Origin of the sequence: Brevundimonas sp. (assembly GCF_046293315.1) — a bacterium.
In the GTDB taxonomy this organism is placed as follows: domain Bacteria; phylum Pseudomonadota; class Alphaproteobacteria; order Caulobacterales; family Caulobacteraceae; genus Brevundimonas.
This window is the reverse complement of the sequence record NZ_JBKBPF010000004.1, coordinates 39,513-58,178: the sequence shown is the minus strand read 5'-3', so window position 1 is coordinate 58,178 and position 18,666 is coordinate 39,513. Positions and strand designations below refer to the sequence as shown.

Sequence of the window (18,666 nt, the reverse complement as noted above, 5' to 3'; positions counted from 1 at the left end):
GTCAGGTCGAGCGGCGCGACGCCATGGACTGGGCGGCGGCGGCGGCGAAATCACGCACCGCCACATTGGCGATGGTCAGCTTGGCGAAGCTCCAGCCGTGGGCCGACTGCTCGATCTCGTCCACGGTGCGACGCACCCCCTCGGCGATGCCCAGGCGATCCCCGACCCAAGCGTCCACCGCCGCTTCTGCAGACTTTTCGCTGTCGCCGACGGCGGTCCTGGAGCCCTTGGCCACGGCGCGGGTGATGACCACCTGCTCGGCCATGAAGTCCTCGACCATCCGCCGCACGGCCAGCCGCTCATAGTGATCGGCCGATGACAGCGACCCTGCGGCGGCCCGCAGCCGGTCCAGATCAAAGGCGGCGCCCACCTGGTGATAGAGCCGCGCCATGGCCGGGGCGGACCATTTCGCTTCCCGCGCCAGATCGGCGATGTCGCTGGCCGCCACCATGGGCCGCAGCAGGGCGATGGTCTTTGCCAGTTCGCGCGGCGCCCCGGCCTCGCTGAAGCCCTCCTTGCGCGCCTTCAGGCGCGCCTGCTCGAACCGCGACAGCACCGACCCGCCGGCGTCGCGCAGATCGTCCGACGTCTCACGATAGGCTTTTATCAGGCCGCCGACCCCGCCCATGTCCTGACGGGCCACCCGCCGCGCCAGCCAGAAGGTCTGGCGGCGCAGCACGACCGCGATCTCCTCGTAAAGCCGCATCTGGGCCTCGGCGTCGATCTTGCCGTCGAGGGCCGACACCGCATCCCAGGCCTCATCCAGACGGAACACGCGCCGCGCCGCCTCGAATCCGATCACCAGGGCGGTGGTGTCGCACTGGGCGCTGACCCGCAGGCGCTCGGGGAAGGTGGGGCCGCACATGTTGACGATGTCGTTGCACAGCACCGTGGCCACGATCTCGCGCCGCAGGCGGTGGCTGTTCATGGCCTTGTCGAACGTGCCCAGCGCCTCGGGGAAGTAGCCTTCCAGCACCCCCTCGAAGAACGGATCCTCCGGCGCCTTCGAGGCCACGATGTCCTCCGCCAGCTCCAGCTTGGAATAGGCCGTGACCACCGCCAGTTCGGGACGGGTCAGACCCAGCCCGGACCCCTGCATTTCGGCCAGGCGTGAGTCGCCCGGCAAGCCTTCGACCGTCCGATCCAGCTTCCCTTCGGATTCCAGCCGGGTCATGAACCGGACCTGGGCCTCCAGCTCGGCGGCGGCGTTGCGTTCCTGCAGGCTGATGGCCAGGGTCTGGTCGTAGTTGTGCACCAGCACCTTGCGGGCCACGTCCTCGGTCATGGATGCGAGCAGGGCGTTGCGGTCCTTGTCCTTCAGCTTGCCAGCCACGATGGCCGAGCCGGTCAGGATCTTGATGTTGACCTCGTGGTCAGACGAATCCACGCCCGCGGAGTTGTCGATGGCGTCGGTGTTGATACGGCCGCCGTTGCGCGCGAAGCCGACTCGTCCCGCCTGGGTCATGCCCAGATTGGCGCCCTCGCCCACCACCCTGGCCCGCAGGTCGGCGCCGTTGACGCGGATGGCGTCATTGGCCTTGTCGCCCACCTGGAGGTCGGTTTCGTTGCCCGCCTTCACATAGGTGCCGATGCCGCCGAAGTAGAGCAGTTCGGCCGGCGCGGTGATGATGGCCTTCATCAGGGTGAAGGGATCCACCTCGTCCGCGGTGATCTCGAGCGCCGCCTTGATCTCCGGCGTCAGCTTGATGGACTTGGCGGAGCGCGAGAACACCCCGCCCCCCTTCGAGATCTTCGCCCTGTCGTAATCCTGCCAGGACGAGCGCGGCAGCGCGAACAGGCGCTGGCGCTCCTTGAACGAGGAGGCCGGGTCGGGTTCAGGATCGATGAAGATGTCCCGGTGATCGAAGGCGGCCACGAGCCGGATATGCTTCGATAACAGCATGCCGTTGCCGAACACATCGCCGGACATGTCGCCCACGCCGACAACGGTGAAAGGCTCGGACTGGATGTCCTTGCCCATCTCGCGGAAGTGGCGCTTGACCGCCTCCCAGGCCCCGCGCGCGGTGATGCCCATTTCCTTGTGGTCATAGCCCGCCGATCCGCCCGAGGCGAAGGCGTCGCCCAGCCAGAAGCCGTAGTCCGCCGAAATGCCGTTGGCGATGTCGGAGAACGTCGCCGTGCCCTTGTCGGCGGCCACCACCAGATAGGGGTCGTCCCCTTCCCAGGCGACCACGGCGGGTGGGCGCACCACCTTGCCGGAAGCCACGATGTTGTCGGTCAGGTCCAGCAGCCCCGACAGAAAGGTCTTGTAGGCCCGGATCGCCTCAGTCTGAACCGCGTCCCGGTCGCCGCCCCGCGGCAGGGCCTTGGGATAGAAGCCGCCCTTCGAACCCACGGGCACGATCACAGCGTTCTTGACCTGCTGCGCCTTGACCAGACCCAGCACCTCGGTGCGGAAATCGTCGCGCCGATCCGACCAGCGCAGTCCGCCCCGCGCCACAGGGCCGAAGCGCAGGTGCGCCCCTTCCACGTGCGGCGCCCAGACGAAGATCTCGCGATACGGCTTGGGCGCCGGCACGTCCGCCAGCTCGCGCGACGCGATCTTGATGGAGATGTAGGGCTTGGGTTCCCCGTTCTCGGCGGTCTGGTAATAGTTGGTGCGCTTGATCGCCTGGATCAGCAGCGACAGCCGGCGCAGGGCCCGGTCGTGATCCAGGCTGGCCACGTCCTGCAGCGCCCGGTCGATCTTGTCCACCAGCTCGCCGACCGCGGCCTCGCGCGTCTCAGGCGTTCCTGCATCTGCGGGATCGAACTTGGCGTCGAACAGGGACAATAAGGCCCGCGCCACTACGGAATGCTCGCGCAACGCCTCTTCCTGAACCGCCTGGCTGGGGTCCAGACCGGTCTGCTGGCGATAGCGCGCCAGGGTGCGGATCAGGGCCGCCTGGCGCCAGTCGACGCCCAGCTCGATCACCAGCCGGTTGAAGCCGTCGCTTTCGGTGCGTCCGGTCCAGACCGCCGCGAAGGCGGCCTCGAACGGCGCCTTCACATCGCTGAAGTTGAGATCCTGGCCGCGCGGATCCTCCAGCAGGAACTCGTGCACATGCACCGGGGTGTCGCCGACGGGCTTCAGCGAGTGGCCGTATTCCTCGATCGTCTTGAGCCCCATGTCCGCCAGGATCGGCAGCACATCGGACAGGGGCGCAGGGTCCCCGCGCCGGTACAGCTTGAACCGGAACTGCAGCGGGGTGTCCTCGGGCAGGCGGAAGGCCCGAACAGCTACGGGGGCGCCCTGGCCGTCCGCACCCAGCACATCGAACTCGAACAGGTCCGTCACCGCCTCGATGGCGTCATAGCGGTCGCGATAACCCGGGCTGAAGGCCTCCGACCACTTGGAGGTCAGAATGCCGATCTGGGCCTCGGCCACGCCTGCGCGACGGGCTGCGCTCTCGAACCGGTCGGCCCAGCTGCGGCTGGTGTCCACCACCATGGACTCCACATCGACCAGGTCGGGATCCAGGTGATCCCCTGGCTCCACGCCGATGATGTAGTGGATGCGCACCAGAGGGGCGTCGCTCAGCTGCGGGTACCAGGCCGACAGCCGCCCGCCCCAGGCCGCCGCCAGGATCCGGCCGATGCGCTCGCGCACGCTGGCGTCATAGCGCTCACGCGGCACATAGGTCAGCACCGACACAAACCGGTCGAAAGGGTCCATGCGGGCAAAGATCTTGACCCGGGGCCGGTCCATCAGGTGCAGAACGCCCAGCGAGATCTCCAGCAGCTCGTCCTCGCTCATCTGGAAGAGCTCGTCCCGCGGATAGTTCTCCAGCACGTTCTTGAGGCGCTTGTGGTTATGGCTGCCGGGGGCCTTGCCGGCCCGTTCCAGGGCCTTCTTGACCTTGCGACGGATCAGCGGGACCTCGGACGCGGCCTTGTCGTAGGCCTCGGCGGTGAACAGACCCACGAAGCGGGTCTCGCCCGCCGCCTTGCCGTCGGAACCGTACCGTTTGACCCCGACGTAATCCATGTAGGCCCGCCGATGGACTCGGCTGCGCAGGTTGGCCTTGGCCACGCTGACAGGCTCCCCGAGGTTCAGCTGCCGCTTCATCTGTTTCGTCAGCACCGCCGGCTCGCTGGCCCGGCGCAGCACCCGGCGCTCCGGGTCGCGCAGCACGCCCAGGCCCTCCCCCGACTGGGACAGGGGCGCCTCGGCCTCATAGGATCCGTCCTTCGTGCGCGGGAATTCGTACTCGCGGGCGCCCAGAAAAACGAAATGGTCGTCGTTCAACCACTTCAGGAAGGCGAGGTTTTCGTCCAGCGCTTCGGAGTCCATCTCCGGCGCATGGATGTTCAGGTCATCCTGACAGCGCTGCATAAGCGCCGCCATGCGACCGTGGTCGATCACGGCTGCACGGACGTCGGCCAAGGTTTCCGACAGGCTGGCGGTCACGCCCGTGCGACGCTCGGGCGGGAGGGTGTCGACCATGACCAGGATCATGGATTCGCGCGTCTGCGCCTCCACGCGCGCACCGGCCTCGTCACGGCCGGTTTCAATCAGCGGATGGAACATGGCGCGGACGGAGACGCCGGCAGCGGCCAGGTCGCCCATGACGCTGTCCACCAGGAAGGGCGCATCGTCCTGGATCACCTGGATGGCGTCATAGCCCAGGGCTTCGCCCTTGCGGTCGAACATGGGCGCGATGTCGATCAGCGGAGCGTCGCCGGTCTGGCGCGTCTCACCCAGCAGCCAGAAGGCCGCCAGCACGCACGCCAGATCATCGGGGCTGACTTCAGGGGTTTCGTCCGCCTCGTAGTCCTCGAGCGCCTGCCGCAGGAACGCCGTCTGCAGGGCGTCGGGCGCGCCCTTGGCGCCCAGGGCCTTGATGAACCGACGGCTCAAGACTTCAAGGGTGATCGGTTCGCCCGCCCCCACGCTGGAATCCTTCGTCGGGGTCCGGTTTTCGCCGCGCATGATGTTTCCGTCCGAGCCGCGACCCAGGGTCGCTTTTTTCTGATCTGGAGGCTGACCCTAGCCGGGTTGTGCGCCGGATCAACCGCTTCGCGCTTGCTAGTCCAGCCACGCTTGCGGCGAAAGGGCCAAAGAGAAGGGCCGGACGCCGCACGACGTCCGGCCCCCATTGAGGCGCCTTGGGCCTAGAAGCGGTAGGCGGCCGTTAGGCGGAAGGTGTGGGTGTTGAACTCGTCACTGGTGCGGGTCATGTCCGTCCCGCCCGCGTTGGTGATCAGGAACGGGTTGCCCACCGGAGCGGGCCCGCCGGCGCGAATCACGTGATCCCCTGCGTCCAGCGACGTGTAGAGATACTCGGCGCCGAGGCTGAGATTGTCCGTCACGCGGTGCTCCACCCCGCCGCCGAGTTGCCAGCCTGCGGCGTCCTCATCGTCTTCCTGCACCGTGAAGCTGTTGGCGCCGTTGCCGGTGAAGAAGCTGTTCGTGATCCGGCCATAGGCCGCGCCGCCAGTCACATAGGGCAGGGTGTCGCCCAAGGCATAGCCGGCGCGCAGGCGCGCTGCGGCGGTCCAGTCGAGCGTGCGGGTCAGGGTGTACAGCGTCGGGGTGGTGCTGAAGCCCGTGACGCTGTCCTCCACATCGACTCGGCTGGCCTCGCCGACCACGCCCACGACCCAGTTGCCGAACTGCCAGTCATAACCGCCACGCACGCCAAACCCGGCGCCGTCATGGTCCTTGCTGCAGCCATCGGCCGGCGTCGGCCCGTTGCCCGCATTGACACAGTAGCCGGGCGCGAAGGCGTTTCCGCCGGTGGCGGTGGGGACGCGGTCGCCATACTGCCCGTCCAGATTCGTGTCGAACGTGAGGGTTTCGTTCTGGTCGTGGTCGTTGGCGGAATAGTCGAACGACCCGCCCACATAGGCGCCGCTCCAGTCGCGGGAAACGTCCTGGGCCTGGGCAAGCCCGGCGGACAGGGTAAGGGCTGCGGCGGACGCGCCGATCATCGTCAGGGTCTTCATGAGTGAGACTGATCCTTCGTTGCGGATCGGCCCTCGCTTGAGGCGACAACCGATGCCGTTGGGCGCCCCTCCCAGACCGCAACAACGCACCCCGCAGAAGACGGGATGCAGAAAAAGTTCAGTTATTTCAATGATGGCCCAATTGAGAACCGCCGGACGCGAGGCGTCCGGCGGCTTCTGGCCGATCCGGGAGGGGGGAGAGGATCGACCGCTGGCCCGGCCATCGGGAGGGGGAGGGGAAGGCCGGGCTGCTGAGGATCAAATAGGGGGACGAAAGCGGCGATCAAGTGGCCGCGTCGCCGCCCGCGTCTTTCCGCCGCAGTCTGTTCAGAAGCGACCGCCTGGGCGCCTTCTCGTCGGGCTCGCGGTGGTCTTCTGCATAGGGTTCGCCATCGCCGGACAACAGGATCGCGATCCAGCGCGAACCCTTGAACTCCGCCAGCACGGCCATCGCCGCCACAGCCAGCGGCGTGGACAGGAACATGCCCACCACGCCCCAGACCTGGCCCCAGAAGGCCAGCGACAGCAGAACCACCACCGGGTCGATGTTCTGATTGTCGCCCTGCATGCGCGGCTGGATGACATTGCCCATGATGAACAGCAGGGCCTGCAGGCCCGCCAGCAGCACCACCGCCTGCCAGTAGGTCTCGAATTGCACCAGGGCGAACAGCGGCGGCGCCAGTCCCGCGATGGCGCCGCCCAGGATCGGGATGTAGCCCACCACAAAAATGACGAAGGTCCAGAAGCCCGCGTTCTCCAGCCCCACCGCGCGCATCAGCACATAGGCCACCGCGCAGATCATGGCGCCGGTCACCGTCTGGACCCACAGATAGCCTTCGACCCCGCCGCGCACCCGCTCGAACACCGCCATGGCCTCCTGCCGGTCATGGCGGCGGGGGAACATATTCACGATTTTCTTCCTGAAGCCGACCTGTGAGGCGAGCAGAAAGCCCAGATAGATCAGCACAAAGAAGGCGCCGGTAGCGATGTTCTGGACATCCATGGCCACCTCGGCCAGCAGGCCGCGCAGGTTGACCTCCCCGATGAGTTCCCGCGCGGTCGGCGCCACCTCGATGCCGATCAGCCCGGCGATGTCGGCAATGATGGCGTCCAGCCGCTCCACAACCGTCGTAGCCTGGGCGATGAAGCCCGCCGCCCCGTCCACAATGATCCAGATCGAGGCGATGAACCCCAGCAGCACGAGAGTCACCGCAGCCGTCATGGAAAGCCCGTTGGCCAGGCCCGTGCGTTGCTCGATGACCCGGCGCACCCCGTCGATCATGATCAGCAGGAAGATCGCCATGGCCAATGGCGTCAGAATGTCCCTGAGCCAGTAGATGGCAGCCCCGCCCGCCACCACAGCCAGAATGACCAGGGCGTTCCGGGACACGGCCGAGCTGGGCAGGGTGATGGGCGATTTCATGCCTCCCTTGTCCGCGCCGCCGGGAGGCGCGTCAATCACCGGTGGCGCCGCTTCCCGACTTCGCTAACAATCGGGCCTCCGACTATCAGGAGACCGCGCCATGGCCGACACCGATCTGTTCCTGGGCAAGGCGGAGGACGCGCAGTTCCTCAGGCTCGACCGGGCCAACCGTCACGGGGTCGTCGCCGGCGCCACCGGCACGGGCAAGACCGTCACCCTCCAGATCATGGCCCAGGGCTTCTCCGACGCCGGCGTCCCGGTCTTCTGCGCCGACGTGAAGGGCGACCTGTCCGGGATCTGCATCGCGGGCGCGCCCAATGACAAGCTTCTGGCTCGCGCCGCCGACATCGGGCTCGACCTCCGACCCGCCGCTGCGCCCACCGTCTTCTGGGACCTGTTCGGTGAGAAGGGCCACCCGGTCCGGGCAACAATCAGCGAGGTGGGCCCCCTGCTGCTGGCGCGCATGCTGGAGCTTTCCGAGGTGCAGACCGACGTGCTCTCGGTGGTCTTCCATGTGGCCGACAAGGAAGGCCTGCTGCTTCTCGACCTGGCCGATCTGCGCGCGCTCCTGACTCATGTCGCCGGGAATGCGTCCGAAATCGGCAAGGCCTACGGCCATGTGGCCCCGGCCTCCATAGCCGCCATCCAGAGGTCGCTGCTGGCGCTGGAGCGTCAAGGGGCCGGCGCCTTCTTCGGCGAGCCCGCGCTGCGGCTCGAGGATATGATCCGCACAGGTCTGGACGGGCGCGGCCAGGTCAATGTGCTGGCGGCTGACCGGCTGATGTCCAGCCCGCGTCTGTACGCCGCCTTCCTGCTCTGGTTGCTGTCCGAACTGTTCGAGCAACTGCCGGAGGTTGGGGATCCTGAAAAGCCGCGCCTGGTGTTCTTCTTCGACGAGGCCCACCTGCTGTTCGACGACACCCCGCGCGCCCTGGTGGAGAAGGTCGAGCAGGTGGTTCGGCTGATCCGCTCCAAGGGCGTCGGTATCTATTTCGTCACCCAGAACCCGGCCGACATCCCCGACAGCGTGCTCAGCCAGCTGGGCAATCGCATCCAGCACGCCTTGCGGGCCTACACCCCGGCCGAACAGAAGGGCCTGAAGGCTGCGTCCGGCTCATTCCGGGCCAATCCCGCCTTCGACACAGCCGAAGCCATCCAGGCGCTTGGGGTGGGCGAGGCTCTGGTGTCTGTGCTGGATGAGAAGGGCGCGCCGACGGTGGTGGCCCGCACCCTGATCCGTCCGCCCGCCAGCCGACTGGGCCCCGCCACCGAGGCCGAACGCGCCCAGGTCATGGCGCAAAGCCCGGTGCGTGGCGTTTACGATCAGGCCGTGGATCGGCAATCCGCCCAAGAAATTCTCACCGAACGCGCAGAGGCCCAGACCGCCCAGACCGCGAAGGAAACGCCCCCGCCTCCGGCAAACACAGGCGCCGGAACAAAGCCCAGAGCGGCGCCGCGACCCCGTGCGTCCAACCGTCAGACCCATATGGAGGCCCTGACCAAATCCATGCTGCGCACGGCGGGCACGACCCTGGCCCGCGAACTCATGCGCGGCGTCCTGGGGGGCATACGCCGGCGCTGACTGAAGAGTGCAGAAGGCTGACAGGCCCGCCCGGCGCCCCCGAAGGACGCCGGGCGAGAAGTGTCGCTATTCCCGGCCGCCCATGAAGGCCAGCAGGAACTGGAACAGGTTCACGAAATTGATGAACAGGGCCAGGGCGCCGAAGCCGGTGGCCACCCCCATGGCGGCCTTGTCGCCGCCCAGGGCGTAGTAGGTCATCTTCAGGCGCTGGGTATCAAAGGCGATCAGGCCCGAGAAGATCAGCACGCCCAGGGCATTGATGACGAAGTACATCATCGAGTTCTGCAGGAACATGTTGACCACCATGGCGATGACCAGACCGATCACGCCCATGATCAGGAAGGTGCCCCAGCCGGACATGTCCTTCTTGGTGGTGTAGCCCCACAGGCTGAGCGCACCGAAGGCGGCCGCTGTCACGAAGAAGGTCGAGGCGATCGACGCGCCCGTATAGACCAGGAACACGACGCCCAGGCCCGCGCCGATGGTGGCGACCACAGCCCAGTACAGCAGGTTAACCGCGCCCGCCGTCGGGTTCTTCATGAAAAACATGGAGCCGAACAGCATGGCCAGCGGCGCGAAGGCCACGATCATGCCCAGCGGAGTGTAGCCGACGCCGCCCTGGGCGGTTTCAGCGAACAGATACTGGCCCACCGCCGGGACATTGCCGGTGACGTAGGCCAGGACGCCGGCAACAACCAGGCCCAGGGCCAGCTTGTTGTAGACGCCCAGCATGAAGGCGCGCAGGCCGGCGTCCACCGCCATGTCCGCGCGGGCCGGAGCCTGGGCCGGATAGCCTCGGTTGAAGTCGTTCATCGCGTCTCTCTATCTCCAAATGGCCGGGTCAGGACCCGGACCTCTCCCTGAATATCGGAATCCACGTCCGTTCTTGCAAGTAAAACCGGTCTGTCGCGGTTCGAGGTGGCGCGTTAGTGAGGGGGCATGGTCCGACTGTTCGCCGCCGTTCCGATCCCGTTCGACATCGCCGAGGCGCTGCAGAGGCGCCAGCGGGGCCTGCCCGGCGCGCGCTGGCGGCCGATAGACGCCCTGCACATCACCCTGGCGTTCTACGGCGAGGTGGTCGAAACGCGCGCCGACGATCTGGCCGCCGAGCTGACAAGGGCCCGCGTCGATCCGTTCGAGCTGACCCTCGAGGGCGTCGGGGCCTTTGGCGACGGCCACCGGAACCGCGCGGTCTGGGCCGGAGTGGCGGCGTCCGGGCCCTTGAACATCCTTGCGGGCCGGTGCCGCGCAGCGGGGCAGCGGGCGGGTGTGATCATGGAATCCCGTGACTATCGACCGCACGTCACCCTGGCTTATCTGAGGGCCGCCGAGGACGACCGCGTCGGCGCCTGGATGACTGGCCACAACAGACTGCAGTCGCCGCCGTTCCGGGTAGACCGGTTCGGGCTTTACGCCAGCGTCCTGGGCGGCGCGGGATCCCATTACACATTGGAGCGGGAGTATCTCCTTTGACCGACGTGACGATCGAGACCGAACGGCTGGTGCTGCGGCCCATCAAGATGGCGGATTTCCCCCGCTGGGCCGAATTCATGGCCGACGAGGAAAGCGCGCGGTTCCTGGGCGGCCCCCAGAAACCCTCAGCCGCCTGGCGCGGCTTCATGAGCATGGCCGGCGCCTGGCATCTGACCGGCGTATCCATGTTCTCGGTGATCGAGAAGTCCAGCGGCCTGTGGGTCGGGCGTCTCGGTCCGTGGACGCCGCTGGACTGGCCGGGCACGGAGGTGGGCTGGGGCCTGCACCGGGACGCCTGGGGCAAGGGCTATGCGGTGGAAGGCGCGGCGGCGGCCATGGACTACGCTTTCGACGTGCTGGGTTGGGATGACGTTATCCACTGCATCGATCCGGACAACCGCCCGTCGCAGAAGCTGGCGGAACGGCTGGGCTCGACCAATCGCGGCCCGGGCCGCATGCCCGCGCCTTTCGAGAACCACCCCGTCGACATCTGGGGTCAGGATCGCGCGACGTGGAAGGCCCGCCGCTAGAGACGGGCCCGCGCGCCCGGTTTGCCTCTGGCTGCCGGACTGTTTACGCCTTGGGATCAGCCCCAAAGGAGCATTGCCATGATCGATCGCCGCCGCCTTCTGCTGACCGCCGCCGCCGGCGGAGCCCTGTGCGCCGCGCCGGCCCTGGCGCGGGTGTCGCAGGACGCCGACGCCCGGCTCGACGGCCTGATGGCGCAGCGCTTCGAGGAAAGCCTGGAACGCTCGCCGGAGCGGGCCACCAGCCTGGGCCTGGACCGGGGCGACAAGGCCCATCTGGCGTCACGCCTCACCGACGCCAGCCCCGAAGCCGTCGAGGCCAGCCGCGCCCGTGTGGTGCGCGAATGGGAAGAGCTCCAGGCCTTCGACACGGCCGGCCTCAGCGCGGCCGGGCGCATCAACCACGCCGTGGCCGCCTTCAGCGCCGAGACCGCGGCCCGGGGCGCCCGCTTCACCTACGGCTCCGGCATCGGGCGGCCGGGCCCCTATGTGATCAGCCAGCTGGCGGGCTCCTATTTCAACACGCCCGACTTCCTGGCCAACCAGCACCGCATCGAGGATGCGGCAGGCGCGGAAGCTTACCTGGCGCGACTCGAGGCCTTCTCCGAAACCCTGGAACATGAAACCGCGCGCATCCAGACGGACGCCGCCCAGGGCGTGGCCCTCACCCGCGTGATTCTGGACAAGACGATCACCCAGGTCAGCGGCCTTCGCGATACGCCGACCGACCAGACCACCCTGGTCGCCGCCCTGGTCCGAAAGACCGCCGAGCTTGGCCTGTACGGCTATGGCGATCGGGCCGCCGCCCTTGTGGACGAGCGGATCAAACCTGCCCTGGATCGTCAGGTCCAGGTGCTGGAGGGCCAGCGCGGGACAGCCGGCGACGACGTGGGGGTCTGGCGCCTGCCCGACGGCGAGGCGTTCTATGCGCAGGGCCTGCGCTCCAACACCACCACGACGCTCAGCGCCGCTGAAATCCATGCCATGGGTCTGGAACAGGTGGCGGACATCGCCGCCGAGATCGACGCGATCATGCGGCCGATGGGCATGACCGAGGGGACCGTGGGCGAGCGCGTCACGGCCCTGAACAACGACCCCCAGTACCTTTATCCGAACACGGACGAAGGCCGGGCGGAGCTCCTCGCGGCGCTCAACGCCCAGGTCGAGGCGCTGGACCCGCTCCTGCCCCGCCTGTTCGGCCGTCTGCCCCGATCCTCGGTGGAAATCCGCAGGGTGCCCGTCGAAATCCAGACCGGGGCGCCGGGCGGCTATTATCAGGGCCCGCCGCTGGATGGATCGCGGCCGGGCGCCTACTACATCAACCTGCGCGACACGGCGAACTGGCCCAAATTCGCCCTGCCCACCCTGACCTATCACGAAGCCTCGCCGGGCCATCACCTTCAGGTGGCGCTGCAGCGCGAGTCCGGACACCTGCCCGACTGGCGCCGCGCGGGCGGCTTCTCGGCCTACAACGAGGGCTGGGCGCTGTATGCGGAAAGCGTCGCCGGCGACGACCTGGACGTCTATGCGGACGACCCTGTCGGGCGCATCGGCTACCTCCTGTCGTACCTCTTCCGCGCCACCCGGCTGGTGGTGGACACGGGGCTGCACGACAAGCGCTGGAGCCGCCAGCAGGCCATCGACTACATGGTCGCCCAGGGCGTGAAGCCGCCCAACGCCGCCCAGAGCGAGATCGACCGCTACTGCGTGATGCCGGGTCAGGCCTGCGCCTACAAGGTGGGCCACACGGTGATCGCGCGCCTACGCGCCGACGCCGAAGCTCGGCCCGGATTCGACCTGCGCGCCTTCCACGACCGGGTGCTGGAGAACGGCTCCATGCCGCTGGCGGTGCTGGAAGACGTCATGCGGCCCTGACCGCCAGGCCAACATGAAAGAGTTGTAAGGCGGCGCGGACTTGCTCTCCCGTGAAGGGGTGATACCCCTTTCAGTCTGAAAACGGGGAGCTACGCCATGATCGACCGCCGCCGCCTTCTCTTCACCGCCGCCGCAGGGGCCGGTCTGGCCGCTTCCGGCCAGGTTCTGGCCTTCGCAGCCCAGGACACCGCCGCCTCGGGCGCCGAGGCCCAGCTGGCCGACTGGATGCAGCGGGTCTTCAACGAAATGCTGATGACCTCGCCCGAGACCCTCACCAGCCTGGGCATGGACAAGGGTCCCATGGCGGGGATGAAGGCGCGCCTGGACGACCGGTCGATCCAGAAGGTCGAGGCGGACAAGGCCCAGTTCCTCGCCTTCATGACTGAGCTGAACGCCATGGACCGCGCAGGCCTGCAGCCGCGCAGCCAGGTCCACTACGACGCCGTGAAGTATTTCGGCGACACGGCCATCAGCGGCTACCAGTTCGACTACGGCGGCGGCTTCTTCCCGTCTCCCTACACCGTCCATCAGATGAGCGGCGCCTACAACGGCATCCCCGACTTCCTGGACAGCCAGCACAGCATCGACACCGCCGAGGACGCCGAGGCCTACATCTCGCGGCTGGAGGCCTTCACCACCGCGCTCGATCAGGAAACCGAGCGCATGCAGCAAGACTTCGCCGCCGGCGCAGTCCCGCCCGACTTCATCATCGACAAGACGCTGGAGCTCATGGCCAACGTCTACGATACGCCACCGTCGCAAAGCACCCTCGCCGCCTCCGTCGCTCGACGCACAGCTGAAAAGGGCATCGCCGGCGACTGGAGCGCGCGGGCCGAGCGGATCGTGGCCGACGCCATCTACCCGGCCCTGCAACGTCAGGCCGACGCCCTGCGGGCCCAGCGCCCCAACGCGGTGCATGACGCGGGCGTGTGGCGTCTGCCCGACGGCGAGGCCTTCTACGATTTCGGCATCCGCACCTTCACCACCACCACCATGACCGGCGCCGAGATCCACCAGATGGGCCTGGAGCAGGTGGCCGAGCTGTCGGCCCGCGCCGATGTCCTGCTGCGCGCCCAGGGCATGACCCAGGGCTCGGTCGGCGCGCGCATCGGCGCCCTGGCCCGCGATCCGGCCCAGCTGTATCCCAACACCGATGCGGGTCGTGAGGAGCTGCTGGCCTCCCTGAACGCCCAGATGGCTGACATGCAGGCCCGTCTGCCCGCTTATTTCGGCCGCATCCCCACCAGCCCGGTGGAGGTGCGACGCGTGCCCCCGGCCACCGAAGCCGGCGCGCCGGGCGGCTATTATCAGTCGCCCGCGCTGGATGGCTCGCGCCCCGGCGCCTACTACATCAATCTGCGCGACACGGCGGAGTGGCCGAAATTCACCCTGCCGACCCTGACCTATCACGAGGCGTCGCCGGGCCATCACCACCAGATCGCGCTGCAGCAGGAGAATGACGACGCTCCCATGCTGATGAAGATCCTCGGCTTCTCGGCCTATTCCGAAGGCTGGGGCCTCTACGCCGAGCAACTGGCCGACGAGATGGGCGTCTACGAGAACGATCCCTTCGGCCAGATCGGCTATCTGCAGTCCTTCATGTTCCGGGCCGTGCGCCTCGTCGTGGACTCCGGCCTGCACTCCGAGCGCTGGAGCCGCGAACAGGCCATCCGCTACATGGTCGAGACCCTGGGCGACGCCGAGACCACACTCACCACCGAGGTCGAGCGCTACTGCGTCTGGCCGGGCCAGGCCGCCAGCTACAAGGTGGGCCAGACCGTCTGGGACCGCATCCGCACCGAATCCATGACCGCCCTGGGCGACCGGTTCGACATCAGGGGCTTCCACGACACGGCGCTGGCCACCGGCGGCGTGCCGCTGACGGTTCTGGAGCGGGTCGTGCGCGACTGGACCGCCGCGCAGCAGACCGCCTGACAACGAGCCTGATCGGTTGAGGTGGAATCGCCTGGCGATTCCACCGATGGCGTGAGTCAGGCTCTCAAATGGCGCTCAGTCCGCCGTCATCCCCTCCGCCCGTCTGAAGCGGTTGTGGATGGCGGTGGCGGCCACCGCCGCCTCGGCCGAGGCCACCGCCAGCTGATTGAGTCCGCGCACCACATCGCCCGCCGCGTAGAAGCCCGGCACGCTGGTTTCCTGGTGATCGTCGACCACCAGCCGCCCGTCCTCGCCCAGCTCGGCGCTGATGTCCGCGGCCAGATCGCCGTTGGGGGTGGTGCCCAGCGCCGAATAGACCACATCGAAGCTTGTGCGTTCGCCACCCCAGGACAGGGCCGTCAGGCGGTCATCCTCGATGTGAACCTGCTCAATGGTCGTCTCCATGACCGGCACGCCCAGACGCTCCAGATCGTCCCGTCGGGTCAGGGCCTCCGGCGGCCCCACATGGATCAGGCAGACCCGGTCGGAATAGGTGCGCACGAAAGCCGCCTCCCGGGCCCCCAGATCGCTGTCGCCGATCACAGCGATGGATTTGCCGATGGCCTCGAAGCCGTCGCAGATGGGGCAGATGCGCACCAGGCTGCGGGCGATGGCGTCCTCCACACCGGGCAGGTTGGGATGATGATCCACCACGCCGGTCGTCAGCAGCACGGCGCGGGCCGTGATCCGGTCCTCGCCCAGCCGCGCGGTAAAGCCGTCGCCGTCGCGCTCCAGCGCCTCCACGAAGACGGGCCGGATCTCCGCGCCATACTCCTCGGCTTGAAGGCGCATGCGCGACAGGATGGCGTCGCCGCCGATGCCTTCTGGAAAACCCGGCATGTTGTGGCTGAGCGGGATCCAGGCCGCGCGCGGCTCGCCGCCGTCGGCCACCAGCACCGAGCGCCGGTACCGCGCCAGATAGGTGGCCGCCGTCAGGCCGGCGGGGCCCGCGCCGATGATCAGGACGTCGATTGAGGTCTTCACTGGTCCTCCGACCGATAGAGGGCGGGCCACAGATCCGGCGTCATGCCCGCGCATTCGTCCATGGACATCTCGAGAGTCAGAACGAACCGCTCGCCGGTCCAGACCCAGTTCTGGATGGTGCCGCAATCGCTCAGCCCCCGGCCCCGGGAGAAGGCGTCCAGGGTGACGCTTGCCGGATCGAAGGCGGCGTTGACCAGCTCGCGGACGGGCTCGCCGGTGGCCGAGGGGAAGTCCACCGGGCGCGGGTTCGCGCCGCTCTCGCCCGTGATCCAGAACCGCTGACCCAGATTGTAGGCGCCCCGGAAGCACTCCACGCCCCACAGATAGGTCCCCTCGCCCAGCCGCGCGACCGAGTGCAGCGGCGTCATGTCCGGTATCCGTTCGGCCGCGCAGGCCTGCACCTCAGGCAGGCGCTCCAGCGTGGCGGGCAGGCTCACGTCCCCGTCCGGCAGGCCCGCCTGACTGGCCGCCGCCGCCCGGGTGACGCGTGGGGCCGTCGCCGGGCCGGGAATCGTCCCCGCATCCCGGTCCCCCGGACGCATGAAGGCCGTCGGCGTGCCGATCCGCCCCTGCTTGTCGTCGATCCACAACAGCGCCGCCGCCGCGCCCGACAGGGACAGGGCCGCCGTCCGGTCCTGTTCGCTCAGGGTCAGCGCCTGGCCCTGCGACAGGGCGCGGGCCAGCGCCAGGCCGTCCTCCACGCCCAGGTCCACGGATCGGCCGTCCAGCGCGATTTGCGGCGCTGCGGCCTCCTCCTCCTCCCAGACCGGGAAGCCTGCCCGGACCTCCACATCGGCGTCGGCTCCGGCGTCTCGCATGACGATCACCCAGCCGCCGTTCATCCCCTCCGCGCTGTAAGCCGAGCACCGGCCCAGGTTGTCGCAAACCGCGCGCCAGTCGCGGAACGCGCGCGCCTCGGGCGTGAAGGCGGCCGACGCAGCGCCCGCCGCCGCCCGTGCCTGGGAGGGCGCGTTCCCGTCATCAGACGCGCCTGCCTGACCACAGGCGGCGAGCAAGGCGGTCACGGCGAGCACGAGGGCGGGGCGATGGGGCATGGATCACCTTGGGAAGAAGGCCGGACAGCACCCCGCACCCTCAGATGCGGGAGGCAAGGTCTCCGTCGTCGTCATTGCGGCTGCGCACCGGGGCGTGGTCCTGCTCCACATAGGCGCGCATGATCTTCAGGTCCGCCGCGATCTGGAACAGCGCCACATACAGCTCGCAGAACGAGCGCCACAGCATGGCGACGATGAACAGCACCAGCAGGCCGACCACCACCGTGGGGATCGCCACCACCCAGGCCAGCCAGCCCGGCTCGTTCAGGGCCAAACCCACCGCCCCGCCCACCACCACGAACCCGCCCAGCACGATCAGCGCCAGCCCGGCCCAGTAGATCAGATGGATCACCGGCCCGGTCAGCAGCCGGTCGAAGGTCAGCAGGTCTGTAAGAACCTCGCCCGGCGAAGCCCTGCGAAAGGCGTCCAGCGAAGGGCGAACGATAGGCGCCCGGGCGGGCGAAAGGGGACGGCGCGGCATGGCCGGTTGCTCCGAACGAAGACCACAAGCGCTATCAGCGCCCCCGGTTTCGCGCAACGGGCGAATGGCCCGGCGCGGCGCGGGCTTTGCACCGGCGGCCGCGCTCGCTATACCCGCGCCGACACTTTTCTCCCCGAACTGGAAGGCAACGAAGCATGGCCAAGATCAAGGTCGACAACCCCATCGTGGACATCGACGGCGACGAGATGACCCGGATCATCTGGCAGATGATCAAGGACAAGCTGGTCTTTCCGCATCTGGACCTTGAGCTGGACTACTACGACCTGGGCATGGAGCACCGGGATGCCACCGACGACCAGGTGACCATCGACGCGGCCGAGGCCATCAAGAAGCACGGCGTGGGCGTCAAGTGCGCCACCATCACCCCGGACGAGGCGCGGGTCGAGGAGTTCGGCCTCAAGAAGATGTGGCGCTCGCCCAACGGCACCATCCGCAACATCCTGGGCGGCGTGGTCTTCCGCGAGCCGATCATCTGCTCCAACGTGCCCCGTCTGGTGCCCGGCTGGACCCAGCCGATCATCGTCGGCCGTCACGCCTTCGGCGACCAGTACAAGGCCACCGACTTCCTTTTCCCCGGCAAGGGCACCCTGTCCATCAAGTTCGTCGGCGACGACGGCGCCGTGATCGAGCACGAGGTGTTCAAGGCCCCCTCGGCCGGCGTGGCCATGGGCATGTACAACCTGGACGACTCCATCACCGAGTTCGCCCGGGCCAGCCTGGCCTATGGTCTGGCGCGCAACTACCCGGTCTATCTGTCCACCAAGAACACCATCCTCAAGGCCTATGACGGCCGCTTCAAGGACATCTTCCAGAAGGTCTTCGATGAGGAGTTCAAGGCCGAGTTCGACGCGCGCGGCCTGACCTACGAGCACCGCCTGATCGACGACATGGTGGCCGCGGCCATCAAGTGGTCCGGCGGCTTCGTCTGGGCCTGCAAGAACTACGACGGCGACGTGCAGTCCGACGTGGTGGCGCAGGGCTTCGGCTCGCTGGGTCTGATGACCTCGGTGCTGATGACCCCGGACGGCAAGACCCTGGAGGCCGAGGCCGCCCACGGCACCGTCACCCGCCACTATCGCCAGCACCAGAAGGGCGAGGCCACCTCCACCAACTCCATCGCCTCGATCTTCGCCTGGACCCGCGGCTTCAAGCACCGCGGCAAGCTGGACGGCAACCAGGCCCTGATCGACTTCGCCGAGACCCTCGAGAAGGTGGTCGTGGACACCGTCGAGAGCGGCCACATGACCAAGGACCTGGCCCTGCTGGTCGGCGACCACCAGAGCTGGCTGACCACCGAGGGCTTCCTCGACAAGGTGGCCGAGAACCTCAGCGCGGCGATGGCGTAACCGCATCGCCAGATC

The 18,666-nt window shown here is 68.0% G+C and carries 13 protein-coding genes; 6 read left to right on the top strand and 7 right to left on the bottom strand.

Going from position 1 to position 18,666, the window contains the following annotated elements; genetic code table 11:
• Position 1: 1 nt before the first annotated feature.
• From ACK4SE_RS04630 to ACK4SE_RS04620, 3 genes are all read right to left on the bottom strand, one after another.
• The gene (locus ACK4SE_RS04630) at positions 2-4,933 is read right to left on the bottom strand and encodes an NAD-glutamate dehydrogenase (protein ID WP_409689251.1); all 4,932 of its coding nucleotides are present in this window, start codon (positions 4,931-4,933) and stop codon (positions 2-4) included.
• A gap of 182 nt (positions 4,934-5,115) precedes the next feature.
• Positions 5,116-5,949 (bottom strand): outer membrane protein, encoded by an 834-nt coding sequence (locus tag ACK4SE_RS04625; RefSeq protein WP_409689249.1) that lies wholly within the window; start codon positions 5,947-5,949, stop codon positions 5,116-5,118.
• A gap of 283 nt (positions 5,950-6,232) precedes the next feature.
• Entirely contained in the window at positions 6,233-7,372 is a 1,140-nt protein-coding gene (locus ACK4SE_RS04620) for an AI-2E family transporter (RefSeq protein WP_409689248.1), read from the bottom strand.
• 100 nt (positions 7,373-7,472) lie between these two features.
• Between ACK4SE_RS04620 and ACK4SE_RS04615 the strand changes: the two genes are divergently transcribed.
• A complete protein-coding gene (locus ACK4SE_RS04615) occupies positions 7,473-8,954 on the top strand; it encodes a helicase HerA-like domain-containing protein (RefSeq protein WP_409689246.1) in 1,482 nt (493 codons plus the stop codon).
• A 66-nt stretch (positions 8,955-9,020) separates the two neighbouring features.
• Here the strand turns inward: ACK4SE_RS04615 and ACK4SE_RS04610 are convergent, their stop codons facing one another.
• Positions 9,021-9,767: a Bax inhibitor-1/YccA family protein gene (locus ACK4SE_RS04610; RefSeq protein ID WP_409689244.1), complete on the bottom strand. Its 747-nt coding sequence runs from the start codon at positions 9,765-9,767 to the stop codon at positions 9,021-9,023.
• Positions 9,768-9,893: 126 nt separating this feature from the next.
• Here ACK4SE_RS04610 and thpR point away from each other — a divergent pair, with 126 nt between their 5' ends.
• From thpR to ACK4SE_RS04590, 4 genes are all read left to right on the top strand, one after another.
• Entirely contained in the window at positions 9,894-10,427 is a 534-nt protein-coding gene (gene thpR, locus ACK4SE_RS04605) for an RNA 2',3'-cyclic phosphodiesterase (RefSeq protein ID WP_409689242.1), read from the top strand.
• Positions 10,424-10,957, top strand: coding sequence for a GNAT family N-acetyltransferase (locus ACK4SE_RS04600; RefSeq protein ID WP_409689240.1), 534 nt, complete (start codon positions 10,424-10,426; stop codon positions 10,955-10,957). The genes thpR and ACK4SE_RS04600 overlap by 4 nt, the downstream gene beginning before the upstream one ends.
• 78 nt (positions 10,958-11,035) lie before the next feature.
• Positions 11,036-12,829, top strand: a complete 1,794-nt coding sequence (locus tag ACK4SE_RS04595; protein ID WP_409689238.1) for a DUF885 domain-containing protein — start codon at positions 11,036-11,038, stop codon at positions 12,827-12,829.
• Between the two features lie 96 nt (positions 12,830-12,925).
• Complete coding sequence (locus tag ACK4SE_RS04590; protein ID WP_409689236.1) at positions 12,926-14,764, top strand: DUF885 domain-containing protein; 1,839 nt, start codon at positions 12,926-12,928, stop codon at positions 14,762-14,764.
• 75 nt (positions 14,765-14,839) lie between these two features.
• Here the strand turns inward: ACK4SE_RS04590 and ACK4SE_RS04585 are convergent, their stop codons facing one another.
• Genes ACK4SE_RS04585 through ACK4SE_RS04575 form a run of 3 tightly spaced genes read right to left on the bottom strand, consistent with a single transcriptional unit; the run spans position 14,840 to position 17,284 of the window.
• On the bottom strand, positions 14,840-15,748 hold the full coding sequence (locus ACK4SE_RS04585; RefSeq protein ID WP_409689234.1) for an NAD(P)/FAD-dependent oxidoreductase: 909 nt from the start codon (positions 15,746-15,748) through the stop codon (positions 14,840-14,842).
• Positions 15,745-16,803: a DUF1176 domain-containing protein gene (locus ACK4SE_RS04580; protein WP_409689232.1), complete on the bottom strand. Its 1,059-nt coding sequence runs from the start codon at positions 16,801-16,803 to the stop codon at positions 15,745-15,747. Before ACK4SE_RS04580 ends, ACK4SE_RS04585 begins: the two co-directional genes overlap by 4 nt.
• 40 nt (positions 16,804-16,843) lie before the next feature.
• Entirely contained in the window at positions 16,844-17,284 is a 441-nt protein-coding gene (locus ACK4SE_RS04575) for a DUF4282 domain-containing protein (protein WP_409689230.1), read from the bottom strand.
• Positions 17,285-17,439: 155 nt separating this feature from the next.
• Here ACK4SE_RS04575 and ACK4SE_RS04570 point away from each other — a divergent pair, with 155 nt between their 5' ends.
• Positions 17,440-18,651, top strand: a complete 1,212-nt coding sequence (locus ACK4SE_RS04570) for an NADP-dependent isocitrate dehydrogenase (protein ID WP_409689228.1) — start codon at positions 17,440-17,442, stop codon at positions 18,649-18,651.
• The last annotated feature ends 15 nt before the right edge of the window (positions 18,652-18,666 follow it).